Consider the following 26,501-nt stretch of genomic DNA (forward strand, 5'->3'; position numbering starts at 1 on the left):
ACGGGAAGTGATGTTAATTTGACTGCTTTAACCATAGGAAATTACAATTTTACATATACAATAACAGATGCAAACGGTTGTACAAATAGTTCAACTGTAACTATAATTGTTGAAGACGCACCAGAATCAGGTACAGCATTAACTCCAGTAGCTTTCTGTATTGCTGAAATAACTACAGGACAAACCTATGATTTATTCGACTTATTGTCAGATGAGGATCAATCAGGAACTTGGAATGACGATGATGGTTCAGGAGCCTTATCAGGAAATGTGGTAACCTTAGACGGATTAGCTGCAGGAACTTATAACTATACTTACGATGTCGCTGCCATTGGTACTTGTGATGATGTAAATGTTACAGTTTCAATAATTATTAATGATACATCTGCACCTAGCGCGACAACACCACAAGAATTTTGTGATACAGCTACAGTAGTAGATTTAGTAGCAACTGGAACTTCCATTCAATGGTATGACGCAATGACCGGTGGAAATCTTCTGCCTGATACAACAGCTTTAGTAGATGGTCAAATGTATTATGCTACTCAAACAGATGCAACTACAGGTTGTGAGTCATCTTTGAGAACCGCAGTAATGGCAACAATATATCAATCGCCAGATGCAGGAGCGCCAAATGCTACTGCAATTGTATCTTGTAACGACAATAGTAACATTGATTTATTTACTGGTTTAGACGGGTCTCAAGATTCAGGCGGAACTTGGAGTAATGATGATGGTGTAGGTACACTAGCAGGAAATGTTTTTGACGCTACGGGTGTTGCAGCCGGGACATACAGTTTTACTTACTTAGTAACAGCTTCTGCACCTTGTTTAGATGATAGTGAAACAATTACAATTACAATAGAAGAACCTCTAAATGCTGGTTCAAACATTGATCCTACATTAGATATTTGTAGTAATGATGGAACTACCGACTTATTTACGCTTCTTGGAGGTGCTGATACTGGCGGTGTATGGTCTCCAGCATTAGCAAGTACAACAGGAGTTTTTGACCCGTTAGTTGATTTAGATGGAACTTATACTTATACCTTAACTAACAGTTGTGGTACGTTTACAAATCAAGTGATTATAACAGTTACATTGGCGCCTAACGCAGGAGCAGATAATACGCTTACAATTTGCGCAGGTGATGATCCGACAGATTTATTTGATTTATTAGGAACCGGAGCTCAAAGCGGAGGTGCTTGGTCGCCGGCTTTAACTAGCGGAACAGGTGTTTTTGATCCAGCGGTTGATGCTTCAGGAACATATGCCTATACCGTTACAGCAGTTGCACCCTGTTCGCCAGATTCAGTGGCAGAAATTGCGGTAACTGTAAATGATTCACCAACTATAATAGTGTTGGATCCAAATCCGGAATATTGTTTAGCGAATAACCCAACTGTGGCAGGCTTATCAATTAGTATTCGACCAACGGGTATAGTAAATTGGTATGATGATTTAGCATTAACAATACCAGTGTTATCTACGGATGCATTAATTGATGGAGAAGATTATTATGCAACTCAAACCAATAGTACAGGTTGTGAATCATCAATTCCAGTTCAAATAATTCCAACGATAAATGATACACCAACACCAACGTTAATCGATCCTTCAATTGAATATTGTATTAACGATGACCCAACTATTGAAACACTCTCATTAAATATAGTCGAATATGATAGTGCTCAAGATAATTTGGCATGGTATGATGTTCAAACAGGAGGTGTTGCCATTGATAGTAATTCACTGTTAACAAATATAACGTACTATGTGGCATTAATTGATGCAACAACAGGATGTGAAAGTAGTGTACGTTTAATGGTTACTCCGGATTTAACGGCTTGTGGAAAAATAAGTCTTCCTGATGGATTCTCACCAAATGGTGATGGAACAAATGATACGTATGAGGTGGACAATCTATCCATCCTATATCCAAATTTTGAGATTGAGATTTATAACAGAAATGGAAACATTGTTTATAAAGGAAATGCAAACACACCACGTTTTGATGGTACATCTAATCAGGGCAGAATAGTTGCCAAAGGTGATTTACCAGTTGGAGTGTATTTCTACATTTTCAGATTTAATGATGGTGAAACTAAACCAGAACAAGGACGCTTATACTTAAGCAGATAATTTATAGATAAAGCAAAATTTAAGAACATGAAAAATTTAAAAATATATCATAAAATAGCTGCTTTGTTAAGTATAATCATACTGTCTTTTCAAAGTCATGCACAACAAGATCCTCAATTTACACAATACATGTACAATATGAGTGTCATTAATCCAGCTTACGCGACTGCGGAAGAAGGGATATTAAACTTAGGAGGATTGTATAGAACACAATGGGTAGGATTAGAAGGCGCCCCAAAAACAGGAAGCTTTTTTGCCCATACCCCTATCAACGATAAAATAGAAATGGGAATTTCTTTCACCAATGATAATATTGGAGACGTTGTCAATGAAAACAACATATACGCAGATGTTGCATATGTTTTACCAGTTGGTATTGAAACTAAAATTTCCTTTGGTGTAAAAGCTGGAGTTACGCTTTTTGATACTAATTTCAACGGATTTCAATTACAATCAGGAGGATCAAATACCGATCAAGCTTTTGATGAAAACATAAGTAAAGCTTTTCCGAATATAGGAATTGGGGCATTCTTTTTTACCGACAACTATTATTTCGGGTTGTCGGCTCCCAATATGCTTTCAACAAAACATCTTGAGAATGAAAACGGTATAAAAGCAACTGGTGTGCAAAATGTACACTACTTTTTAACTGGAGGTTACGTTTTCGATATAGACGACAATGTTAAACTAAAACCTGCATTTATGGCAAGAGGTGTTAAAGGCGCTCCTTTAGCTGTTGATATTACAGCCAACGTGTTAATTAACGAAAAGCTAGAAGCTGGCTTAGGTTACCGTTTGGATGATGCTATAAGTGCATTAATAAATTTTAGAATAACTCAAGATTTAAGAATAGGCTATGCTTACGATTACACCACAACCAACCTAGGAGATTACAATTCCGGGTCGCACGAAATATTTATTTTGTTCGATGTTGATTTATTCGGGTTTAAAGGTGGTTACGATCGTTCACCCAGATTCTTCTAACTTAATAATAATTGGAAAACATGAAAAAATTTATATACATACTTGCAGGCCTTTTATTAGTTAGTGGAACGGCTATGGCACAAAATAAAAATTTAAAGCGCGTAAACAAAATGTTCGAAATGAGAGCATATAAAGACGCTGCTGAAATTTATGAAACGAAAGAACGTAATCAAGAAGTACTTCAAAATTTAGCAGATTGTTACTATTATAATTCAAGTCTTCAAAAGGCTATTAAAACATACAGAGAACTATTTGTTGAATATGGAGATTCTATCGATATTGAATATCACTTCAAGTTTGCTCAAGCTTTAAAAGGTGTAAAAGACTATAAAGAAGCCGATAAACATTTAAGACGTTACTACAATAAACCAGTAAACACATTGGCTTTTATTGAAGAAACCGATAAAACTACGCCGCATACGTTCAAATTAAAACAAATTGAAAACAAAAATTCTAGTAGCGATTTTGGGTTGTCATTTTATGGTGATGATAAAGTAGCATTTACATCAGCTAGGAATTCTGAAAATCCAGCTTACGCTTGGAATAATTTGCCATATCTTGATTTGTATAGCGCTACCATTAATAGTCAGAATATTTTAGAAGATATTCAACCATTTTCTGAAGCTATCAATACAAGTTCGCACGAGAGTAATGCTGTTATTTCTAAAGATGGAAAAACAATGTACTTCAATAGAACGAATACTGCGCGTAAAAAAACCGATGAGGAACGTATTGCGCACATTAAAATTTATAAGGCAGAATTAGTAGACGGCCAATGGACTAATGTTACACCATTGCCATTTACTTCAAACGCATATAGTACAGAGCATCCTGCGCTAAGTAAAGACGAAAAAACACTTTATTTTGCTAGTGATATGCCTGGATCTTATGGCAGCTTTGATATATACAGAGTTACAATAAATGATGATGGTACTTACAGTGAACCAGAAAATTTAGGTGAGACTATCAATACAAAGCACAGAGAACAATTTCCATTTATAAGTGAATATAATGTACTTTATTTTTCATCTATAGGACATCAAGGATTTGGTGGATTAGACGTATTTAGAAGTAATATGGTGAATAATACATTTGATAAACCAGTAAATTTAGGAAGCACCATCAATAGCAATTTAGACGATTTTGCCTATGTTGTTAGAGAAAAAACCAATAAAGGTTATGTGTCTTCAAACCGAACGGGTTACGATAGATTGTATGGATTTGCAAGAGAGCAAAACCCATTAACTATGTATCAAGTTGAAGGTATTGTTGAAGATTTAAATAGCAAAGAACTATTAGCAGGATCTTTAGTAACCTTATTTGATGAATCTGATACGGTAATACAAGACACTATAGTAGGTGACGATGCCTATTATATTTTCAAAATAGAACCAAATAAAAAATATAAAGTTCGTGGCACAAGAAAAGCTTACATTCCTCAGGATGTTGAGTTTTCAACTGATAGTAAAGGGAAAGTGCAACATAATATCTATTTAAGTTTACAATCTTTTGCTGATGCAGAAGAGCGTGTAGAAGAAAAAGATGATGGAATCGTTCAAGTTGAATTAGATAAAATTTACTTCGATTTTGATGAAGCCATTATTCGTGAAGATGCAGCTGTTACCCTAAATGTATTAGTTGATTTAATGAAGAAATATCCATCTATGGAAGTTGAGGTTTCTGCACATACCGATGCCCGCGGACCAGATGAATACAACTTAAATTTATCTAAAAAACGTGCCGCTTCTACGTTGGAATATCTTGTAAGTCAAGGTATAGAAAGAAACCGATTAAAAAGTATTGGTTACGGCGAAATGCAACCTTTAAACCAATGTGTTAAAGAGGGTATTTGCGACGATAGAGAATACGACATAAACAGACGTTGTGAGTTTACCATCTTAAATTAATCAACCAAAATAATCAACCAAATATTTAAAAAGCCTTTCTAAAACAGAAAGGCTTTTTGTTTATATTTGCTTGTACTGACTTTTTTGTCATTCCGTATAGACGGAAATCTTTTTAAATTGAACCTAAATGTCACCTTGAGCGCAGTCGAAAGGTCTCAAACATGAACGAAAACCTAGATCCAACAGACGAGAATTTTTCACCAGAAGAATTAGATGTAGAAAGAAAGTTAAGACCATTATCATTTGACGATTTTACGGGTCAGGATCAAGTTTTGGAAAACCTTCAAATTTTTGTTCAAGCCGCAAACTTACGGACCGAAGCTTTAGATCATACGTTGTTTCATGGGCCTCCAGGTTTAGGAAAAACAACACTAGCACATATTTTAGCCAATGAGCTTGAAGTTGGTATAAAAGTAACCTCTGGACCTGTTCTAGATAAGCCAGGGGATTTGGCAGGTTTATTAACTAATTTAGATGAACGTGATGTCTTGTTTATTGATGAAATTCATCGATTAAGTCCAATTGTAGAGGAGTATTTGTATTCCGCAATGGAAGATTACAAAATTGATATCATGATTGAAACAGGACCTAATGCGCGAACCGTTCAAATCAATTTGAATCCGTTTACATTAGTTGGTGCTACAACGCGTTCAGGATTGTTAACCGCACCAATGCGTGCACGTTTTGGAATTCAAAGCAGACTTCAATATTATAAAACCGATTTACTTACAACTATTGTACAACGAAGCGCCTTGATATTAGAGGTCCCAATTTCTATGGAAGCAGCGGTTGAAATTGCAGGCAGAAGTAGAGGAACACCAAGAATAGCTAATGCATTATTACGACGTGTTAGAGATTTTGCTCAAATAAAAGGTAATGGTTCTATCGATATTAAAATAGCCAAATATGCATTAGAAGCCTTAAATGTTGATGCCCATGGTTTAGATGAAATGGATAATAAAATTTTAACTACTATCATTGATAAGTTTAAAGGTGGACCAGTAGGTATAACAACCATAGCCACAGCTGTAAGCGAAAGCCCTGAAACAATTGAAGAGGTTTACGAACCGTTTTTAATACAACAAGGATTTATTATGCGAACACCACGAGGTCGAGAAGTTACAGAACAAGCTTATAAACACTTAGGCAAAACTAAAGGGCCTGTTCAAGGGGGCTTGTTTTAATTTCATTTTAGTTATGAAGTCAGACTGATTGCAGTCGAAGTCCAAAACATTAATGAATTCGAAATCAAAATACACAGAGCTTATTAAAACCGAAGCAAAACGCCTCGGTTTTTTGTCTTGTGGCGTTAGTAAAGCAGAATTTTTAGAAGCAGAAGCACCTCGTTTAGAAAAATGGCTCAATAACCAAATGCACGGAGAAATGCATTATATGGAAAACCATTTTGATAAACGCTTAGACCCTACGAAGCTTGTTGAGGGTTCAAAAAGTGTTATTTCATTGTTATTAAACTACTATCCTTCAGAAGAGCAAAATAAAAATAGTTTCAAAATTTCTAAATACGCCTACGGAACAGATTATCATTTCGTAATAAAAGACAAGCTAAAATCATTATTACATGTTATTCAAGATGAAATAGGAGACGTTCATGGTCGCGCTTTTGTTGATTCAGCTCCGGTTCTAGATAAAGCTTGGGCGGCAAAATCGGGATTAGGTTGGATAGGGAAACACAGTAATTTATTAACCCAACAAGTGGGTTCATTTTATTTTATTGCAGAATTAATTATCGATTTAGAGTTGGAATATGATACAGTTACAACAGACCATTGTGGTTCCTGTACCGCCTGTATTGATGCATGCCCAACGGAAGCTATCACCGAGCCTTTTGTGGTAGATGGTAGCAAATGTATTTCATATTTCACCATCGAATTAAAAGAAAATATCCCAACAGAATTTAAAGGTAAAATGGACGATTGGATGTTTGGCTGTGATGTTTGTCAAGATGTTTGCCCATGGAATCGATTTTCAAAATCGCATAAGGAGCCGCTTTTCAATCCACATCCAGAATTACTTTCTATGTCAAAAAAGGAATGGGAAGAAATAACTGAAGAAACTTTTCAAAAAGTATTTAAAAATTCAGCAGTAAAACGCACAAAATTTTCGGGTTTAAAAAGAAACATCAATTTTTTAAAAGATTAGGAGTTTCCTTAATAGGATTGTTATCTTTGTCCGTTAGTTAATTAATCATATTATGAGCGAAGAAAGCAAACGAAGAGAGGCCCTTATATACCACGCAAAACCCACTCCAGGTAAGATAAAAGTAGTACCAACAAAAAAATATGCGACCCAACGAGACTTATCGTTAGCATATTCCCCTGGTGTTGCAGAACCATGTTTAGAGATTGAAAAAGATAAAGAAACGGTTTATAAATATACTGCTAAAGGAAATTTAGTAGCTGTAATTTCAAACGGAACAGCAGTTTTAGGATTAGGAAATATTGGTCCAGAAGCCTCAAAACCAGTGATGGAAGGAAAAGGCTTATTATTCAAAATCTTCGCTGATATTGATGTTTTTGATATTGAGGTAGATACCGAAAATATTGAAGAATTTATTCAAACCGTAAAAAATATTGCGCCAACTTTTGGAGGTATTAATCTTGAAGACATCAAAGCTCCCGAAGCGTTTGAAATAGAACGACGTTTAAAAGAAGAACTGGATATTCCAGTAATGCATGACGATCAGCACGGAACGGCAATTATTTCAGCAGCAGCGTTAATAAATGCTGTAGAATTAGCTGACAAAAAAATAGAAGAAGTACAAATAGTGATTAGTGGTGCCGGAGCAGCAGCTATATCGTGTTCTCGATTATATCAAGCATGTGGCGCTAAACGCGAAAACATGGTAATGCTAGATAGCAAAGGAGTTATAAGAGATGATAGAGATAATTTAACTTCAGAAAAAGCTGAATTCGCAACACACAGAAAAATAGATACACTTGATGAAGCTATGAAGGATGCCGATGTTTTTATTGGGCTTTCTATGGCGGATATTGTATCTCCTGAAATGTTACTTGCAATGGCTAAAAACCCTATTGTTTTTGCCATGGCAAATCCAAATCCTGAAATAAAGTACGATTTAGCGGTTGCAACAAGAAAGGATATTATTATGGCTACAGGCCGTAGCGATCATCCTAATCAGGTAAATAATGTTTTAGGTTTTCCTTTTATTTTTAGAGGTGCTCTAGATGTTCGTGCTACTAAGATTAACGAGGACATGAAAATGGCGGCGGTTAAAGCATTAGCAAGATTAGCAAAAGAACCAGTACCTGAGCAAGTTAATATTGCTTATGGGGAAACTCGATTAACTTTTGGTAAAGACTATATCATTCCAAAACCATTTGACCCACGTTTAATTGCTGAAGTTCCTCCAGCCGTTGCTAAAGCAGCTATTGAGAGTGGTGTTGCCAAAAAACCAATTAAAGACTGGGGAAAATATACCGATTCATTATTAGAGCGATTAGGTTCTGATAATAAACTTGTAAGACTACTTTTAAATAGAGCAAAAATAAACCCGAAACGTGTTGTATTTGCTGAAGCCGACCAATTAGATGTATTAAAAGCGGCACAAATAGTTTATGAAGAAGGAATAGCAATACCAATTTTGTTGGGTAGAAAAGAAACTATCGAAGCTTTAATGAAAGAAATTGAGTTTGAAGACGATATAGCTATAATTGACCCAAAAACAGAGGAAGAAAATCCAAGAAAAGATAAGTATGCTAAAGTATATTGGGAACAACGTAAGCGTAGAGGAGTAACTTATTATTCCGCACAGCGTTTAATGAGAGAGCGAAATTATTTTGCAGCTATGATGGTTAATGAAGGAGATGCTGATGCTGTAATTTCTGGGTATTCTCGAAATTATCCAACGGTAGTTAAACCAATGTTAGAACTTATAGGAATGGCTGATGGTGTTAGTAAAATAGCTACGACTAATATTATGATGACAAAAAGAGGTCCAATATTTTTGAGTGACACCTCTATTAATATTGATCCAGATGCTAAAACTTTAGCTAAAATTGCTCAAATGACCTCGTCGGTTATTAAACTTTTTGGCTTAAATCCTGTAATGGCAATGGTTTCTTATTCAAATTTCGGTTCGTCAATAAACGATAGAGCTACTAAAGTTCGAGAAGCCGTATCTTACCTTCATCGACACTATCCAGATATGGATGTTGATGGTGAATTACAAACCGATTTTGCATTAAATGATGAAATGCTTCGCGAACGTTTTCCATTTTCAAAATTAGTAGGGAAAAAGGTAAATGCTTTAATATTTCCTAATCTGGACGCGGCAAATATTACTTATAAATTATTAAAAGAATTGCATGAAGCCGATTCAATAGGGCCTATTATGATGGGTATGAAAAAACCAGTGCATATTTTGCAATTAGGGGCAAGTGTAGATGAAATAGTAAATATGACTGCAATTGCGGTTGTGGATGCGCAGCAAAAAGAAAAAAGAGATTTAGAAAATGCCAAAAGCAAATAATCCTAATGTAAATAATTTTATTACATTTGAGGGTTAAGGATAACAATTCATGATAACACATATTCAAGGGAAACTTACCGAAAAAAATCCAACTCATGTTGTTATAGAATGTAATGGTGTTGGGTATATGTTAAATATTTCATTGCATACATTTTCTCAAATTCCTAATCAAGAGCATTTAAAATTATTCACACATCTTCAAGTTAAAGAAGATTCTCATACACTTTATGGGTTTTCATCATTAGCAGAACGCGAAATTTTTAGACTTTTAATATCTGTAAGTGGCATTGGTTCAAGTATAGCACGAACCATGTTGTCATCTTTAACGCCAAAACAAGTTAGGGAGGGTATAGCTACTGGCGATGTGGCATTAATTCAATCTATAAAAGGTATTGGAGCCAAAACTGCACAACGTGTTATTATTGATTTAAAAGATAAAATTTTAAAGATTTACGATATTGATGAAGTTTCTGTTTCTAAAGGCAATACCAACAAAGATGAAGCGTTATCTGCTTTAGAAGTGCTTGGTTTTGTGAAAAAGCAGGCAGAACGCGTTGTGGATAAAATTATGGTAAGCCAACCTGATGCTGATGTTGAAACGATTATAAAACAAGCCTTAAAAAATTTATAATATATTTTGAATCGAACTAACCTTAAAGATTATAAATTAATTAAATATTCTCTCCTATTAGCATTTATAGTATTTAATTCGCTTTTAGGTTGGTCTCAAGAACCAGCACAAGATTCTGTAAAAACAGGATTTGCACTTGGGAATATCAAAATACCAAACCCCAACAGTGTTGTATCAAAATACACTTACGACCCTTTAACAGACCGATACATATATACCGAAAAAATAGGAGAGTTTAATATTAACTACCCCATTATTTTAACGCCTAAAGAGTACTATGCATTAGTTGCTAAAGAAAATTTAAGGAATTATTACAAAGATAAAATTGATGCTTTTGATGGAAAGAAAGATGGAGCTGACGACGAACGCAAAAATTTGCTTCCAGAATTTTATGTGAATTCCGGGTTTTTTGAAAGTATTTTTGGAAGTAACACCATTGAAGTTATTCCTCAAGGATCTGTAGAAATGGATTTAGGTGTTTTGTTTTCTAAACAAGACAATCCTTCCTTTTCACCAAGAAACAGAAGTAATTTTACATTCGATTTCGACCAGAGAATAAGCTTGAGTTTGTTAGGAAAAGTTGGAACGAGACTTCAGGTTACAGCGAATTACGATACACAGTCAACCTTCGATTTTCAACAGCTTATAAAATTAGAATACACACCAACTGAAGATGACATTATTCAAAAAATAGAAGTTGGTAATGTGAGCATGCCATTAAATAGCTCTTTAATTACAGGAGCACAAAGTTTATTTGGTGTAAAAGCACAACTTCAATTTGGAAAAACTACAGTAACGGGAGTATTTTCAGAACAAAAATCGCAAGCTAACACGGTTGTTGCTCAAGGTGGAGGAACGCTGGAAGAATTTGAGTTTTTCATTAGAGAATATGACGAAAACAGGCATTTCTTCTTAGCACAATATTTTAGAGATGAATATGATAATGCACTAGCTAACTATCCTTTCATCAATAACAAAGGTTTGCAAATTACTCGATTGGAGGTTTGGATGACCAATAGAAGCAACCGAACAGATAATGTTAGGAATATTGTTGCGCTGCAAGATTTAGGTGAATCTTTTTATAGTGCGGCACAACCTGAAAATGATAATTTATTATTAGACCCAATTCCTGGTGGATTTATCAATACTACCAGTGCGTTACCAGATAATGGCAATAACGATTTTAATCCAAAAGCCATCGGCACAGGTTCAGTATTAGTTGAACAGATTAGAGACATTTCTACGGCCGACCAAGGTTTCGGCACCTTAAACAATCAAGTTAATGAAGGTGGAGATTATGCTAAACTTGAAAATGCAAGAAAATTAATCAACGGACAAGAATATACCCTAAACACAGAGTTAGGTTACATTTCTTTAAACCAAAGATTAAATAACGACGAAGTTTTGGCCGTTGCTTTTCAATATACCGTAGGCGGAAAAGTTTATCAAGTGGGTGAATTTGCTAACGATGGTCTTGATGCAACAAATGTTGGCACCAACTCAAATGGTGACGTAACATCTGTGGTAAATACTGCGCTAGTAACAAAAATGTTAAAGAGTAGTATAACCAATGTAGATCAACCTGTTTGGGATTTAATGATGAAAAACATCTACGATACAGGAGCTTATAATTTGAGTCAAGATGATTTTACTCTAAATATTTTCTACAACGAAGCATCACCGTTAAATTACATTACTCCTGTAGGTGCTGATTTTGCATTGGATATTAATGGAAACCCTGTTAATGCAAGTACTCCAAGCGACGACCGTATTGAAAACTCACCATTATTAAGAGTTTTTAATTTAGATAAACTTAATTACAACAACGATCCGCAATCTGGTGGAGATGGATTTTTTGATTATGTTCCGAGAATAACTGTAATCCCGGACAACGGAAAAATTGTGTTTACAAGTGCAGAACCGTTTGGTGAATATTTATTCAACATACTGGGTGGCGGAGATTATAATACAGACAATACTCTTTATAACGATGACCAGAAAAAATACGTTTACGATATACTTTATAAAAGCACGAAAACGGCAGCTTTAGATGAGGTTGAAAAAAATAAATTCAAATTAAAAGGGCGTTATAAATCTTCAGGTGGTGGCGATGGTATCCCAATAGGAGCATTTAATGTGCCTCGTGGTTCGGTAAGAGTTACTGCTGGTGGTCGTGTGTTGGTTGAAGGTGTCGATTATACGGTAAACTATCAATTAGGTCGTGTTCAAATTTTAGACGAATCATTAAAAGCTTCCAATACGCCGATTCAAGTTTCGACTGAAAACAACGCAGTATTTGGTCAACAGACAAGACGATTCACAGGATTAAATATCGAACATAAATTCGACGATAATTTTGTTTTAGGGGCGACCTTATTAAACTTAAACGAGCGGCCAATAACGCAAAAAGCAAATTTCGGTTCAGAATCGATTAACAATACCATCTTTGGTTTGAACGGAAATTATTCTACGAAAGTGCCATTTTTAACAAGATTAGCAAACAAATTACCCAATATTGATACCGATGTAGAATCAAATTTATCACTTCGTGGTGAATTTGCGTATTTAGCTCCTGGTGCTCCAAAAGGAACCGATTTAAATGGTGAAGCCACTTCATATATCGATGATTTTGAAGGTTCACAAAACGGAATCGATTTAAAATCGCAACAGTCATGGTTTTTATCTAGTAGACCTTTGGATATAAACGGAAACGGTGATCCAGACGAACTTGAAGATGAAGCTGGTATTCAAAATGGATACGGTAGAGCCATGTTAAACTGGTACACCATCGATCCTATTTTTTATAGCAGTCAGCGTCCAGGTGAAATATCAGACGAAGATGTTTCAGATTTATACACTAGTCGTGTATTTATTAACGAGTTATTTCCAGAACAAGATTTAGTACAAGGGCAAAATTCGGTATTGTTTACTTTAGATTTAGCATATTACCCTGAAGAGAGAGGACCTTATAATTTTGAGCCAGGTTCTGAGGATGATGTTTTAGATAATCCTATTGATAGTTGGGCAGGTATAACAAGACAAATTACGTCTACCGATTTTGAACAACAAAATGTTGAGTATATCGATTTTTGGTTACAAGACCCGTTTCAAGATAACCCAACAAATCCAGGTGGAAAATTAGTTTTCAACTTAGGAAATATTTCAGAGGATATCATAAAAGATGGTAAAAAACTGTACGAAAACGGTTTACCAGATAATGGAGATATTAGTTTATTACAACCTACAAGTTGGGGTACTGTCGTTCCACAAAATCAGTCGTTGGTATATGCTTTTGATACCACTGGCGGTGAACGAGATAATCAAGATGTTGGTTATGATGGTTATGACGATGCTAATGAAATACAAGCTTTTGGAGCTCAGTTTGGTGATGACCCCGCCAAAGATAATTACGCTTACTTTTTAAATACCGATGGTGATATTTTCGAACGTTATAAAAAATATAACGGTGTACAAGGAAACACGCCAGATACCTTTACAAATACTGATAGAGGTGCAAATACGCAACCTGATGTTGAGGATATCAATCGTGATAATACCATGAACACCATTGATAGTTATTTTGAGTACGAATTAGACCTAACAAGACAAAATTTACCACAATCGCAAGCTGATTTTGAGAATATTCCGGATTCAAATCCGTTGAAAGATTTCTTAAGAGACTTTAAAGATCAACCACGGTCATTACCAAATGGCGATTCACGAAATGTACGATGGTATCAATTTAGAATTCCAGTTCAAGGTAGCCATGTGAAAGCGGTTGGTGGAATTAGCGATTTACGTTCTGTAAGATTCACAAGAATCTATTTGAAAGATTTTCAAGAAACAACCATTTTCCGTTTTGGTACTTTAGATTTAGTTCGAAGCGATTGGAGGCGTTATACACAAACTTTAGAGTTTGATCAAGACGACCCTGACGATGATGATACCGATTTTTCTTTGGGAGTTATCGGGACTATTGAAAATGATGGGATTTACCAAAGACCTCCAGGAATTGAGCCCGAACAACTCTTTAATAACAATACAGTAGTTAATCAAAACGAGCAATCACTAGTTGTTAACGTTTGTAATTTAGAAACTGAAGATTCCAGAGCTGTTTATAAAAATATCAATATAGATATGCGTCAGTATAAACGTTTAAGAATGTTTATGCATGCCGAAGATGGTGAGTCTGGAACTGGCAACTTAGCTGATAATGATTTGGTTGGTTTTATAAGAATTGGTAACGATTTAACCGATAATTATTATCAAATTGAAATTCCATTAGAAGTTTCAACATCTACTACCAGATCAGGTTTATGGCCCGAAGCCAATGAAATTAATTTACCTATTGAAGTATTAGGAAAAGTTAAGGCACAAGGTATTTCAGATATGACATTGAGCAACCAAGACCCAACTTTCTATGATGTTGTGGGTAACGATATTGTTTTAGCTTCAAACCCGTTTGCAGGATATGTTCCAGGGCAACATCGCGTGGGAATTAAAGGAAATCCTAATTTTGGAGATGTAAGAACACTAATGGTTGGTGTTAAAAATGTTTCAGGTTTTAATGGGTTATGTTCAGAAGTATGGTTTAACGAATTGCGTTTATCAGACTTAGATAACGAAGGCGGTTGGGCAGCTGTAGTAAGTATGGATACTAACATAGCAGATTTTGCGAGCATAAGCGCAACAGGTAGACAAAGCACTTCGGGATTTGGATCGTTAGAACAAGGTCCTAGCCAACGTAGTTTAGAAGATGTTAAGCAGTACGATGTGGTTACCAATGTTAATGTGGGGCAATTGTTACCCAAGAAATGGGGAATTCAAGTACCTTTTAACTATGCACAAAGTGAAGAGCTTATTACACCTAAATACGATCAGTTTTACGAAGATCTAACTTTAGATTCTCGTTTGGCTGCTGCCGAAAATAATGCAGAAAGAGAACAAATTAAACAACAATCTGAAGATTATACCAAAAGGCAAAGCATCAATTTTATTGGTGTTAGAAAAAATAGAACTACCGATAAAAAACCAAGGTTTTATGATGTTGAGAATGTCACTTTAAACTATTCATATAATAAAGTGGAACACAGAGATTTTGAAATTGAAAACTCAGTTAATAAAACACTGCGTATTGGAGCCAATTATGCTCATAGTTTTAACCCCATTACTATTGAGCCTTTTCAGAAAAACGATTCCCTTTTTACAGGTAAATATTGGAAGATTCTAAAAGATTTCAATTTCAATTTACTGCCAACAAGTTTTACCATTAATACAGATATAAACAGGCAATTCAACCGACAAAAATTTAGAGAAATTGATTTAACGGCTGCAAGTGGTAATATAGGAATTGAAGAATTGTTCAGAAGAAATTACACCTTCGATTTTCAATATGCCATAAACTATAATTTAACCAATTCGTTACAATTTAACTTTACGGCTGCCAATAACAACATCGTTCGAAATTATTTTAAAGACAACGATTTAATTGCTGGCGAACAAGATGAAGCCTTAGATGTTTGGGATGGTTTATTGGATGTAGGCGACCCAAACAGGCAAACTCAAAATTTGGGTGTAACCTACCAGTTACCAATAAATAAAATACCAACATTTAGTTTTATTGATGCTACCTATCAGTACACAGGAAGTTTCCAATGGCAAAAAGGTTCAGATTTGTATGGAAGTTTAGAAGTTGACGGACAGACCTACGATTTAGGTAATACTGTTCAGAATTCAAACGTTCATAATTTGAACACCTCTTTAGATATGACCCGTTTATACAAATACATTGGGCTTGTTAAAAAACCAATTAGACGAGTTAGAACTAGAACAACACCAGGTGGTGCACCTCCGGGAGGCAAGCCTGATGAAGATGTAAAAACAAAAGTAACCAGAGGAAAGAATCAATCGGTAATAAAACTTTTAAATGCTGGTGTGGATGTATTGACAAGCATAAAAAGGATTCAAATAAATTATTCTGAAAATAACGGGATGTATTTACCAGGATACTTAAATACCCCTGGATTTATAGGGACTTTAAAACCAACTGTAGGATTTACATTTGGTAGCCAAAGCGATGTGAGATATTTAGCGGCAAGACGCGGCTGGCTAACAACTTTCGATGAATTCAATCAGCAATATACAGCCACAAGCACAAAACAATTAGATCTTTCGGCAAGTTTACAACCTGTAAGAGATTTAAAAATTGACATTGTAGGTAATAGAGCCTATTATGAGAACTTTACTGAAAATTATTTTGTTGATAATGGTGTGTACAATCCGTTAACACCTAACACGTTTGGTAATTTTAATATTTCAACGGTTTTAATCAAGACAGCTTTTAACAAAAGTGATGAGGTAAGTTCGCCTGCCTTTGAGGATTTTAGAACCAATAGATTGAAAATTGCAGAACGATTAGCTGAAAGTTTCTATGGAAATAACGCGTATACTAGAGATGCCGAAGGTTATCCTTTAGGGTTTGGTAAAAACAATCAAAAAGTGTTGTTACCAGCATTTTTAGCAGCTTATTCTGGGCAAGATGCTAATAAAATAACAACTAGCGCTTTTAGAGATGTGCCCATTCCTAACTGGGATTTAAAATATACCGGATTCATGCAGTTTAATTGGTTTAAAAAGCGTTTTAAACGGTTTTCTATAACTCACGGGTATCGATCAGCGTACACCATCAATCAGTTTAATACTAATTTAAATTTGAATTTAGATCCTGACGCCAACGAAGCGCCGGTAGAAGGAATTCCTTATGAAAACCAACCGAATGAGGCATTTGATCAATCTGGAAATTTAAAAAACGAAAGGTTGTTTAGCAACATTAACTTAACTGAATTATTTAGCCCTTTAGTTAGAATAGATTTAGAAATGAAAAATTCGGTTAGAATTCAGGCTGAAGTTAAAAAAGATAGAATGTTATCACTGAGTTTCGATAATAATTTAGTTACCGAAGTTCAAGGAAACGAATACATCATAGGATTAGGATTCAGAATTAAAGATTTACGAATTCGTTCAAAATTAGCAGGTCCTAAAAAGCGAATAGTAAGCGATTTAAATATGAAAGCCGATATTTCGGTAAGAGATAATAAAACCATAATTAGGTATCTTGATTTAGAAAATAATCAAATTACATCGGGTCAAACCATTTGGGGCTTAAAGTATACCGCCGATTATGCGTTTAGTAAAAATTTAACGGGTATTTTCTATTTCGATTATACGTTTTCAGACTACGCCATCTCAACGGCCTTTCCTCAAACAACAATTAGGTCTGGTTTCACGGTTAGATATAATTTTGGAAACTAATAAAGTAACAGTTCGTTGCTTAGTAAACGCAATAAAATAAGGGTGTTTAAATTCTATTTTATTTTATTAGTACTTTGATGTTTGAAATGTGATTTTGAATAAATACATTTGTTGAACAAATTCTTTAAAATTATAAAATGAACATTCCTTCAGAATTAAAATATACCAAAGACCACGAATGGGTTAAAATTGACGGAGACGTTGCTACTATAGGTATTACAGATTTCGCACAGAGTGAATTAGGTGATATTGTTTATGTTGAAGTTGAAACTTTAGACGAAACATTAGAAGCTGATGAAGTTTTTGGAACTGTTGAGGCTGTAAAAACAGTTTCAGATTTATTTTTACCACTTTCTGGTGAAATAATAGAATTCAACGAAGGTTTAGAAGACGAGCCAGAAGTTGTAAACTCAGATCCATACAACGCTGGCTGGATGATAAAAGTAAAGTGTTCAGATTTATCTCAAATTGATGGACTACTTTCCGCCGAAGAATACAAATCTCTTATTGGTGCTTAAAAAACTTACGCTATTTGCGGCAATTTTTTATGCTATTGCTTTGGCAACAGCTAGTTTAATGACGTTAAAAAACCTCCCAGAGGTAAAGCTTTCTTTTGCAGATAAAATTTTTCATTTTTTAGCATATAGCTTATTTACAATCCTTTGGTATTTTGCATTTTCAATGTCGTTAAAGTTCGAAAAAAGGAAAGCCATCTTAACTGCGGCTGTATTTGCCATATTATTTGGTATAGTTCTTGAGGTATTACAAGGTACAATAACGACCTCAAGAGCATTTGATGTTTATGATGCTTTTGCAAATTCAATGGGAGCTATAGTTGCCTCCTTTATAATATGGCTTAAACATGAATTGAGCGTTAAAAAGAATTAAACGCTTGCTTTTTTGATAAATAAATAGTTATTTTAGCAATCTTGATAAACGATAAAAATTATGGAACCTAAAAAAAACACCAAAGCAAATGTAGGACGTAACAGTTCGCTTTATTTTGCCATCGGATTAGCATTGATGTTGTTTATAACAAACTATGCGATTAATTACAAAACTTATGATAAGTCTGATATTGATATCGGACAGCTAAATCTTGATGAAGAGTTAGAAGAGGAAATTCCAATCACAGAGCAGATTCAAACACCGCCGCCACCGCCACCGCCACCAGCAGCGCCTGAAGTAATTGAGATTGTTGAAGATGAAGTTGAGGTAGAAGAAACGGTTATTGAGTCTACAGAGGTTGATCAAGAAACTGAAATTGTAGAAGTTGAAGAAGTTGAAGTTGAAGAAGTTGAGGAAGATATTGATGTACCATTTTCGGTAATTGAAAACGTGCCAATTTTTCCAGGATGCGAAAGTGGAAACAACGCTGCGAAAAGAGATTGTATGTCTAAAAAGATTTCACAATTTGTAAATAAGAAATTTAATACTGATTTAGCTGGTGATTTAGGATTAACAGGAAGACAACGTATAAACGTAATATTCAAAATTGATAAAACTGGTAGTGTAGTAGGTATTCGTGCAAGAGCACCACACCCAGGATTAGAGAAAGAAGCTAAAAGAGTAATAGGCTTATTGCCTAAAATGAAACCAGGAAAACAACGTGGTAAACCTGTGAACGTTCCATATTCGTTACCAATTATTTTCCAAGTTCAAGATTAATATAATAATTGATATTATAAATTTAAAAACCTCGAAGTATTCTTCGAGGTTTTTTTTTTTGATTAAAGCATATTAATTATTTGAACCATTATTAATGTAAATGAATTTAGATAATTTACAGTTGTAAAACACGTTATCATAATAAGAATAGTGGTTTTTAAAAGCATGAACCAGATTCAGAATAAATTTATTTTTCTGCTATTTTAGAAACACTTATCACCGATATAGTATAACCAAAATCTAAAATTATAGTATCTTTCTAGCCTAAATCCATTTATGTAAAAAAATATGAAGCAATTCATTGTACTACTCCTACTTTTTGTTACATATAATTTCTACGCGCAGAACGCTTTATATTTAGAAAAACCACCTGTATTTCCAAATTGTGAAAGTTCAGTTATAGATTCATTACAAACTTGTTTTAATAAGCAGGTTTTAGAACACATTTACAATAATTTTAGAGTTCCGGAACGTATTTCTAAAGAAAAATATAAAGGTGAAGTTGTTGTGATTTTTGAAGTAGATACTACAGGGCAATTTCGAGTAGTTTATTCGGATGCTTTATATAATGAACTCAAAGAAGAAGCTAAGCGTGTGTTTTCAGAATTTCCGAAAATAAAACCAGCAACTTATAATGGGCGTAATACTTTTAAGCAATATTCTATTCCTATAAAAATACCTTTGGCTAATCAAACATTAGTATCATCCGAGGAGGGAGTTAATGTTCCTAAAGCTGTATCGAAACTGGAATTAGCTGCCAAAAATGAGTTTGAAAATGTGGATAAGGAACTTGAAGCCTTTGAGAATAAAACATTTAAAAGTCAATTAAACATTCAGTTTACACATAGTGATTATGCGAGGTTTGATAGACAAATGAACTTAATTGGAACAAATAGCCATACAGCATCAAAACCATTTCTCTATTCGGAGGTTTCAAATTATTATGATTTTGAAGAGGAACAAGAACGCCTAAAACATGAAACTGAAACTTGGGCAGGAAGGAAACTATGGAATGAGCATTTAGTGCAATTACAAGGTAAAGATTATTGGTTTACAGTGGACCCTATATTGGATTTAGAATTCGGAATAGAATCAAACCTTGAGAATAATAAAACGTACAACAATACGAGAGGCTTTAATGTTCAAGGAGGGTTAGGTTCGAAATTGAATTTTTACGCCTCGGTGTTTGAAAGCCAAGGACGATTTGCAGAATATGTAAATCAATATGCTGAGAGTTTAAAAGCATTTGGTCCAGATCCGGCTATTATTCCTGGTCGTGGCATTGCCAAACGTTTTAAAACAGACTCATACGATTATCCTGTGGCCGAAGCGTATTTGTCGTTTACACCAGCTCAATTTATTAATATTCAGTTTGGGCATGGTAAAAACTTTATAGGCGATGGTTACCGTTCGTTATTGTTAAGTGATGTGGCGAGTCCGCACCCATTTTTAAAATTAAACACCAAATTTTGGAAAATTAAATACACCAATACTTGGATGTGGCTTAAAGATGTTAGAGATGAAGTTGAGGAAGACAAAGCTTTTTTAACCAAGTTTATTGCGAACCATTATTTAAGTTGGAATGTTTCCAAGCGCTTAAATATAGGCTTGTTTGAATCGGTATTATGGACAAACTCTAACGATCGTGGATTTGATGTAAATTACTTAAACCCTATTATTTTTTATAGAGCTATTGAATTTGAAACGGGGCAAGGTGCTGGAAATGCCATTTTAGGAGCTTCGGCTAAATATAAATGGAATGATAATGTGAATATTTATAGTCAGTTTATATTAGACGAATTTTCGTTAGGAGATGTAAAAGCAGGTGAAAAAAGCTGGAAAAATAAGTTTGGTTACCAATTAGGTGTCAAATATTTTAATGCCTTTAAAGTGGATAATTTATTGTTGCAATTTGAATATAATCGCGTAAGGCCCTATACGTATTCTCATAACACCATTGTGTTGAATTATGCACATAATAACCAATCAATGGCACATTTATGGGGAGCGAACTTTAGTGAAGCTATTATTATTGGTCGATACCGTTACAAACGATGGTTTGCCGATGCTAAATTAATTTTTGGAACACGTGGTTTAGATTTTAATGATGGTACCGATAATTTTAGTTATGGTGCAGATATTTATAGAGATTATAACGACCGCCCTTTTGACACCGGAGTAGAGGTTGGACAAGGTTTAAAAGCTAAAGTCTTTAATGGAAATTTACAAGCTGGTTATTTAATAAATCCTGCGACCAACTTAAAAGTGTTTACCGATATTACGGTTAGAAACTTTAATCCTGAAGCAACTACAATATCAACGTTTAATAACGAAACGCTATGGGTTAATTTTGGACTGAGAACCGATTTGTTTAATTGGTATTTTGACAATTAATAGAAGTTACTATTTGCGTTAGGGATTGTAGTGGAAATCCTTTTGCATTTTGGCAAAAGATTGTAGCGTAAAGCCCGACCCTTGTGGTAACGCCCAAACACAAAAAAAATTTACCAGTTAAAACCATTGCTAAAATTGCTTTTATAGAGTATCTTTGCACTCGCAATACAAAAGCCGTCAAGGACATACAACATTGGGTAACACAAAAACTACAGTAGCAGCTCCATCTTGGATTTCAGATTTTAAGGAAATCACGAAAATGCGCTTGTCTATTAGCGTGGTATTTTCATCGCTGGTAGGGTATTTGTTGGGTGTAGATGTTATTGATTTTAAAATTTTAGGCTTACTTGCATTAGGTGGTTATTTTATGGTGGGGGCATCAAATGGTTTCAATCAAATTATTGAAAAAGATTTGGATGCGTTGATGGAAAGAACCAAAAACCGACCTGTGCCTTCTGGAAGAATGTCTGTGAATACGGCATTTATTATTTCTAGTATTTTTACCGTTTTAGGGATTATTATTTTATACAGCATTAACAAGCAAACCGCTATGTTTGGTGCAATTTCGATATTTCTTTACACCTGTGCTTACACGCCTTTAAAAACAAAAACACCACTGGCGGTTTTTGTTGGAGCCATTCCTGGAGCCATCCCGTTTATGTTAGGTTGGGTGGCAGCTACAGACGATTTTGGTATAGAACCAGGCACCTTATTTGCATTGCAATTTTTCTGGCAGTTTCCGCACTTTTGGGCAATTGGCTGGTTTTTGTATGAAGATTACAAAAAGGCTGGGTTTTTTATGCTTCCTACAGGAAAACAAGATAAAGGCACTGCTGTACAAACGATTATGTACACCATTTGGACTATTTTAATTTCAATAATTCCTGTATTTGGTTTTACAGGTACTTTACAACTTTCAATAGTGGCAGCTATACTGGTTTTTGCAGTTGGTATTTGGATGCTTTACTACGCTATTCGATTATTTAAATTAATGAGTGTAAAGGCAGCAAGACAACTTATGATAGTAAGTGTGTCGTACATTACCTTAGTTCAAATTATTTATGTTGTTGATAAATTTATTAGATAGATTATGGATTTAACCCAAGGAACACAAGAAGAAAAAAACAGTAGAGCTAAAAAAATGATGCTTTGGTTTGGGATTGTTTCCCTTATCATGTCTTTTGCAGGATGGACTAGTGCTTTTGTGGTGAGTAGTTCAAGACCAGATTGGTTAAAAGATTTTCAACTACCAAGTGCTTTTATTGTAAGTACCGTGGTAATCATTATTAGCAGCGCTACTTTTATTTTAGCCAAACGTGCATTAAAAAGCGGCAACAACAAAGGGACAATGCTTTGGTTGTTTGCTACTTTAATTCTTGGATTTATTTTTATATTTAATCAGTTTTCAGGATTTCAACAAATTATTGATTTGGGGTACAATTTTACTGGACCAACCAGTAACGTTACCATGTCTTATATTTATTTAATAGCCTTAGTTCATATTTTACACGTTGTAGTGGGCTTAATTTGTTTATTGGTTGTAATTTATAATCATTTTAAACAAAAGTATAATGCTACAAATATGTTAGGATTTGAATTGGCCGCAACCTTCTGGCATTTTATAGATATACTTTGGGTTTATCTGTTCTTGTTTTTATATTTTGTTAGGTAATTCTGAAATGAAAATCCCTTTTATGTTGCTGATTTACAAGGTTTTTTGTGAATAGTTGCGTTAGCGATTGAGGCTTTGTTGGAGCTCGCCGACGCAGGAGGAAGCGACTGCCGAAAGCGCGACCGAGGCGATTTTTGAAGATTTTTTTTACCTCCAGACCGAAAGCGAAGGGAACGCCAATACCAAATTTAACTATGATTTTTGTCATGTTTTTAATTTTTAAAGCGGTATATTTTATTAGATAAATAAAATGATTATTTTTGTGCAACTTTTAAATAACAACCATTATATATGAGTACAGCAGTAGCAGAAGGCAAAACTTGGGGAGGCGGTAACCAACCGTTAAAAGCAAGTTACGGTAAAATGATGATGTGGTTTTTCATCGTATCAGATGCCTTAACATTTTCCGGGTTTTTAGCAGCTTACGGATTTTCAAGATTTAAGTTTATTGATGCATGGCCAATTGCCGATGAGGTGTTTACTCACTTTCCTTTTTTACACGGTGTAGATGCGCCGATGTACTACGTAGCATTTATGACGTTTGTACTTATTATGTCGTCTGTAACCATGGTATTGGCTGTAGATGCTGGACATCATATGAACAAATCGAAAGTGACCTTTTATATGTTTTTAACTATAATTGGAGGTTTAATTTTCGTTGGTTCTCAGGCTTGGGAATGGAACACATTTATAAAAGGAGATTATGGCGCTGTACAAACTAAAGGTGGGAACATCTTGCAGTTTGGGCATTATGTTGAAAAAGACGGTGAGCAAGTTTTTAAGCGTGTAGCGGTAAAAGATTTTGCGGTTGCTACAGCACATAAAGATAGAACACAACACGAAAGAAAAAATGGACTTTGGTTTGTAAATGAAGGTACTTTGCCTAGTTATACAATGGATGAAGTTATTCATGGTTTGCAAGCAAATAAAGATATTTTAGTGCGTACTCAAATTATAAACGAGGATGGAGAAAAAACTGTTTTATCTAGAGGGGAGTCTTTAGATCAAATTATGAAGAATGGTAGATTGGTTGTTGAAGGTGCAAATCTTCATGTAAACGAATATGGGTCGCCACTATTTGCTGATTTCTTTTTCTTTATCACAGGATTTCACGGTTTTCACGTATTCTCCGGAGTTGTTATAAACATTATTATTTTCTTTAATGTTGTTTTAGGAACTTATGAAAGACGCGGAAGTTATGAGATGGTTGAAAAGGTTGGACTGTATTGGCACTTTGTAGATTTAGTTTGGGTATTTGTATTCACATTCTTCTACCTAGTTTAATTAATTAAGAATTTTTATCATTCCGAAATCGGGATCTGAAAAAGCATAAAAAATGGCACACGAGCATAAATTAGAAATATTTAGAGGTTTATTAAAATTTAAATCGAATACTCAGAAAATTTGGGGTGTTTTAATTTTATTAACTATAGTTACAACCGTTGAAGTAGCATTGGGTATTGTGAAACCAGAGTGGTCTATGGCTCCGTTTTTAGGCATGAAGCTTTTAAACTGGATATTTATTATCTTAACTATAGTAAAAGCATATTACATTACATGGGATTTCATGCACATGCGCGATGAAACAAAAGGTTTAAGACGTGCTGTAGTATGGACAACCATATTCCTTATTTTATACTTAATATTCATCTTATTGCAAGAAGGTGGATATGTATTTGATATTTATGATAACGGTTATATAAAAAGAGACTTTTAACTTTTTTTTAGTAGTTAAATATAAAATTAAAGGCGGTTTTTAAACCGCCTTTTTTTATTTTTGCAAAGCAATAGAAACACCTGATTTTTAATGAATTTAAAGAAAGTAAGCAGATATGTAGTATTGGGTATTCTATTTTTTCTACCTGTTACTTTTTTGTTATTTCTATATCCTGCTACACATAATTATTCGCCATTGGATATTGTCAATGAATCGGTTTTAGATTTAGATAATTTTAGTTCGAATTCTGAAGAAAAGATACAGTTAAAAGATCATATTACCGTGTTGGGTTTTTTTGGAAATAATCCCATTGATAAAAACATTACAGCTTCCAATTTAAAAGAACTGGTTTATGATAAGTTTAAAGGATTTAAGCGCTTTCAAGTTGTTGTTTTAATGCCCAAAGGAACTGAAGAAGCAGTTCAAACATTAAAGCAAGAAATCAGTTCTTATGAGGATTTAAGATTCTGGCACTTTGTGTTTGGTGAACCTTCTCATATTAAGCGCGTATTTTTTAGTTTAAAGAAAGAAGAGGATTTGTCAGAAGATTTAGCAACAGATCATGTTTTTATTATAGATAAAGATTTGAATCAACGCGGACGAATAGACGACAGAACAGACAATGAAATAGAGAAGAATAAACCAGTGTATGGTCTTAATACCTACGATTGCATAGAAGTGGCAGAAATTAAAAATAAGATGAGCGAAGATATGCGTATTCTCTTCACAGAATATAGACAAAAGCGTAAAGGAGAATTTAATTCTACAACAAGACGAGCGAGTGACTTAAAAACTGAAAACAATGAGTAAAAAAACAAATTATTCATACATAGGTATCGCCTTTATTGTTCTTGTTTTTGGTATTATTTTTATTCCAAGAATAGTTGATAGAATATCAAACAACGATATTTCAAGACAAGAAAGTAGAAGCGATTTAAAAGAGGAGCAGGCTTTAAAAAAATCCGATTTAGTTTATATTTCTAATAACGGTGAAAATAGAAAAGTGCCTGATTTTTCATTTACAAACCAACATGGAGAAACAATAACTAATAAAGATTACGAAGGGAAAGTTTATGTTATTGAATTCTTTTTTACAACCTGCCCAACCATTTGTCCAAGAATGAATAGAAACCTTATTCAAATTCAGAATGAATTTAAAGATTTTGATGATTTTGGTGTGGCATCTTTTACAATAAACCCAGAACATGATACGCCAGAAGTTTTAAAAGCTTATGCTGAAAAATATGGAGTAACTAACCCAAATTGGCATCTTATGACTGGAGATAAAGAGGCCATTTATAAACTCTCAAATGAAGGTTTTTATATATATGCAGCCGAAAATGAAAGTGTAGAAGGTGGTTTTGAGCATTCTGGAAATTTTGCATTAATAGATAAAAATGGATTTATAAGAAGTAGAGTTGTAAACGGAAATCCTTTAATTTATTACAACGGCATCACATCCGAGGCCGAAGCTGTTGATGAAGACGGTAAATCAGAAGAAATTAGTGCGTTAAAAGAAGATATTAAAAAATTGCTAAATGAGTAATGCTTTGGCGTTCAATGCT

18 protein-coding genes are annotated in these 26,501 nt (G+C 34.4%); all 18 read left to right on the forward strand.

The window, feature by feature from the left end; translation table 11 throughout:
- The coding region (locus BUA46_RS10070; RefSeq protein ID WP_072794746.1) for a T9SS type B sorting domain-containing protein at nucleotides 1–2,142 on the forward strand (2,142 nt) is incomplete at its 5' end.
- Nucleotides 2,143–2,169: 27 nt separating this feature from the next.
- The gene (locus tag BUA46_RS10075) at nucleotides 2,170–3,126 is read left to right on the forward strand and encodes a PorP/SprF family type IX secretion system membrane protein (protein ID WP_019387626.1); all 957 of its coding nucleotides are present in this window, start codon (nucleotides 2,170–2,172) and stop codon (nucleotides 3,124–3,126) included.
- Nucleotides 3,127–3,146: 20 nt separating this feature from the next.
- The gene (locus BUA46_RS10080) at nucleotides 3,147–5,033 is read left to right on the forward strand and encodes an OmpA family protein (RefSeq protein WP_019387627.1); all 1,887 of its coding nucleotides are present in this window, start codon (nucleotides 3,147–3,149) and stop codon (nucleotides 5,031–5,033) included.
- A 161-nt stretch (nucleotides 5,034–5,194) separates the two neighbouring features.
- Complete coding sequence (ruvB, locus tag BUA46_RS10085) at nucleotides 5,195–6,217, forward strand: Holliday junction branch migration DNA helicase RuvB (RefSeq protein ID WP_019387628.1); 1,023 nt, start codon at nucleotides 5,195–5,197, stop codon at nucleotides 6,215–6,217.
- Between the two features lie 52 nt (nucleotides 6,218–6,269).
- Nucleotides 6,270–7,193 carry a tRNA epoxyqueuosine(34) reductase QueG gene (gene queG / locus BUA46_RS10090; RefSeq protein WP_019387629.1) on the forward strand — a complete coding sequence of 308 codons (924 nt, stop codon included), beginning with the start codon at nucleotides 6,270–6,272 and terminating at the stop codon, nucleotides 7,191–7,193.
- 52 nt (nucleotides 7,194–7,245) lie between these two features.
- Complete coding sequence (locus BUA46_RS10095; RefSeq protein WP_019387630.1) at nucleotides 7,246–9,543, forward strand: NADP-dependent malic enzyme; 2,298 nt, start codon at nucleotides 7,246–7,248, stop codon at nucleotides 9,541–9,543.
- Between the two features lie 49 nt (nucleotides 9,544–9,592).
- Nucleotides 9,593–10,174: a Holliday junction branch migration protein RuvA gene (gene ruvA / locus BUA46_RS10100; protein WP_019387631.1), complete on the forward strand. Its 582-nt coding sequence runs from the start codon at nucleotides 9,593–9,595 to the stop codon at nucleotides 10,172–10,174.
- Nucleotides 10,175–10,180: 6 nt separating this feature from the next.
- Complete coding sequence (gene sov, locus BUA46_RS10105) at nucleotides 10,181–17,485, forward strand: T9SS outer membrane translocon Sov/SprA (RefSeq protein ID WP_019387632.1); 7,305 nt, start codon at nucleotides 10,181–10,183, stop codon at nucleotides 17,483–17,485.
- Between the two features lie 137 nt (nucleotides 17,486–17,622).
- Nucleotides 17,623–18,003 carry a glycine cleavage system protein GcvH gene (gcvH, locus tag BUA46_RS10110; protein ID WP_019387633.1) on the forward strand — a complete coding sequence of 127 codons (381 nt, stop codon included), beginning with the start codon at nucleotides 17,623–17,625 and terminating at the stop codon, nucleotides 18,001–18,003.
- Nucleotides 17,996–18,373 carry a VanZ family protein gene (locus BUA46_RS10115; protein WP_162129533.1) on the forward strand — a complete coding sequence of 126 codons (378 nt, stop codon included), beginning with the start codon at nucleotides 17,996–17,998 and terminating at the stop codon, nucleotides 18,371–18,373. The genes gcvH and BUA46_RS10115 overlap by 8 nt, the downstream gene beginning before the upstream one ends.
- Before the next feature lie 60 nt (nucleotides 18,374–18,433).
- Nucleotides 18,434–19,153, forward strand: coding sequence for an energy transducer TonB (locus tag BUA46_RS10120; protein ID WP_019387635.1), 720 nt, complete (start codon nucleotides 18,434–18,436; stop codon nucleotides 19,151–19,153).
- 288 nt (nucleotides 19,154–19,441) lie between these two features.
- Nucleotides 19,442–21,547 (forward strand): energy transducer TonB, encoded by a 2,106-nt coding sequence (locus BUA46_RS10125; protein WP_019387636.1) that lies wholly within the window; start codon nucleotides 19,442–19,444, stop codon nucleotides 21,545–21,547.
- A 193-nt stretch (nucleotides 21,548–21,740) separates the two neighbouring features.
- Entirely contained in the window at nucleotides 21,741–22,634 is an 894-nt protein-coding gene (gene cyoE / locus BUA46_RS10135; protein WP_019387638.1) for a heme o synthase, read from the forward strand.
- Nucleotides 22,635–22,637: 3 nt separating this feature from the next.
- Nucleotides 22,638–23,219 carry a cytochrome c oxidase subunit 3 gene (locus tag BUA46_RS10140; protein ID WP_019387639.1) on the forward strand — a complete coding sequence of 194 codons (582 nt, stop codon included), beginning with the start codon at nucleotides 22,638–22,640 and terminating at the stop codon, nucleotides 23,217–23,219.
- A 291-nt stretch (nucleotides 23,220–23,510) separates the two neighbouring features.
- Nucleotides 23,511–24,503, forward strand: a complete 993-nt coding sequence (locus BUA46_RS10150; RefSeq protein ID WP_019387641.1) for a cytochrome c oxidase subunit 3 — start codon at nucleotides 23,511–23,513, stop codon at nucleotides 24,501–24,503.
- A gap of 52 nt (nucleotides 24,504–24,555) precedes the next feature.
- A complete protein-coding gene (locus BUA46_RS10155; RefSeq protein WP_019387642.1) occupies nucleotides 24,556–24,936 on the forward strand; it encodes a cytochrome C oxidase subunit IV family protein in 381 nt (126 codons plus the stop codon).
- A 90-nt stretch (nucleotides 24,937–25,026) separates the two neighbouring features.
- On the forward strand, nucleotides 25,027–25,746 hold the full coding sequence (locus BUA46_RS10160; protein ID WP_019387643.1) for a hypothetical protein: 720 nt from the start codon (nucleotides 25,027–25,029) through the stop codon (nucleotides 25,744–25,746).
- Nucleotides 25,739–26,482, forward strand: coding sequence for an SCO family protein (locus tag BUA46_RS10165; RefSeq protein ID WP_019387644.1), 744 nt, complete (start codon nucleotides 25,739–25,741; stop codon nucleotides 26,480–26,482). The genes BUA46_RS10160 and BUA46_RS10165 overlap by 8 nt, the downstream gene beginning before the upstream one ends.
- Nucleotides 26,483–26,501 lie beyond the last annotated feature (19 nt).

This window comes from Algibacter luteus, assembly GCF_900141715.1.
Taxonomy (GTDB): Bacteria; Bacteroidota; Bacteroidia; order Flavobacteriales; family Flavobacteriaceae; genus Arenitalea; species Arenitalea lutea.

Excerpts from the sequence above, each read along its gene's own strand:
- BUA46_RS10075 (WP_019387626.1), top strand. The coding sequence starts at position 2,170 with ATGAAAAATTTAAAAATATATCATAAAATAGCTGCTTTGTTAAGTATA.
- BUA46_RS10080 (WP_019387627.1), top strand. The coding sequence starts at position 3,147 with ATGAAAAAATTTATATACATACTTGCAGGCCTTTTATTAGTTAGTGGA.
- ruvB (WP_019387628.1), top strand. The coding sequence starts at position 5,195 with ATGAACGAAAACCTAGATCCAACAGACGAGAATTTTTCACCAGAAGAA.
- queG (WP_019387629.1), top strand. The coding sequence starts at position 6,270 with ATGAATTCGAAATCAAAATACACAGAGCTTATTAAAACCGAAGCAAAA.
- BUA46_RS10095 (WP_019387630.1), top strand. The coding sequence starts at position 7,246 with ATGAGCGAAGAAAGCAAACGAAGAGAGGCCCTTATATACCACGCAAAA.
- ruvA (WP_019387631.1), top strand. The coding sequence starts at position 9,593 with ATGATAACACATATTCAAGGGAAACTTACCGAAAAAAATCCAACTCAT.
- gcvH (WP_019387633.1), top strand. The coding sequence starts at position 17,623 with ATGAACATTCCTTCAGAATTAAAATATACCAAAGACCACGAATGGGTT.
- BUA46_RS10120 (WP_019387635.1), top strand. The coding sequence starts at position 18,434 with ATGGAACCTAAAAAAAACACCAAAGCAAATGTAGGACGTAACAGTTCG.
- BUA46_RS10125 (WP_019387636.1), top strand. The coding sequence starts at position 19,442 with ATGAAGCAATTCATTGTACTACTCCTACTTTTTGTTACATATAATTTC.
- BUA46_RS10140 (WP_019387639.1), top strand. The coding sequence starts at position 22,638 with ATGGATTTAACCCAAGGAACACAAGAAGAAAAAAACAGTAGAGCTAAA.
- BUA46_RS10150 (WP_019387641.1), top strand. The coding sequence starts at position 23,511 with ATGAGTACAGCAGTAGCAGAAGGCAAAACTTGGGGAGGCGGTAACCAA.
- BUA46_RS10155 (WP_019387642.1), top strand. The coding sequence starts at position 24,556 with ATGGCACACGAGCATAAATTAGAAATATTTAGAGGTTTATTAAAATTT.
- BUA46_RS10160 (WP_019387643.1), top strand. The coding sequence starts at position 25,027 with ATGAATTTAAAGAAAGTAAGCAGATATGTAGTATTGGGTATTCTATTT.
- BUA46_RS10165 (WP_019387644.1), top strand. The coding sequence starts at position 25,739 with ATGAGTAAAAAAACAAATTATTCATACATAGGTATCGCCTTTATTGTT.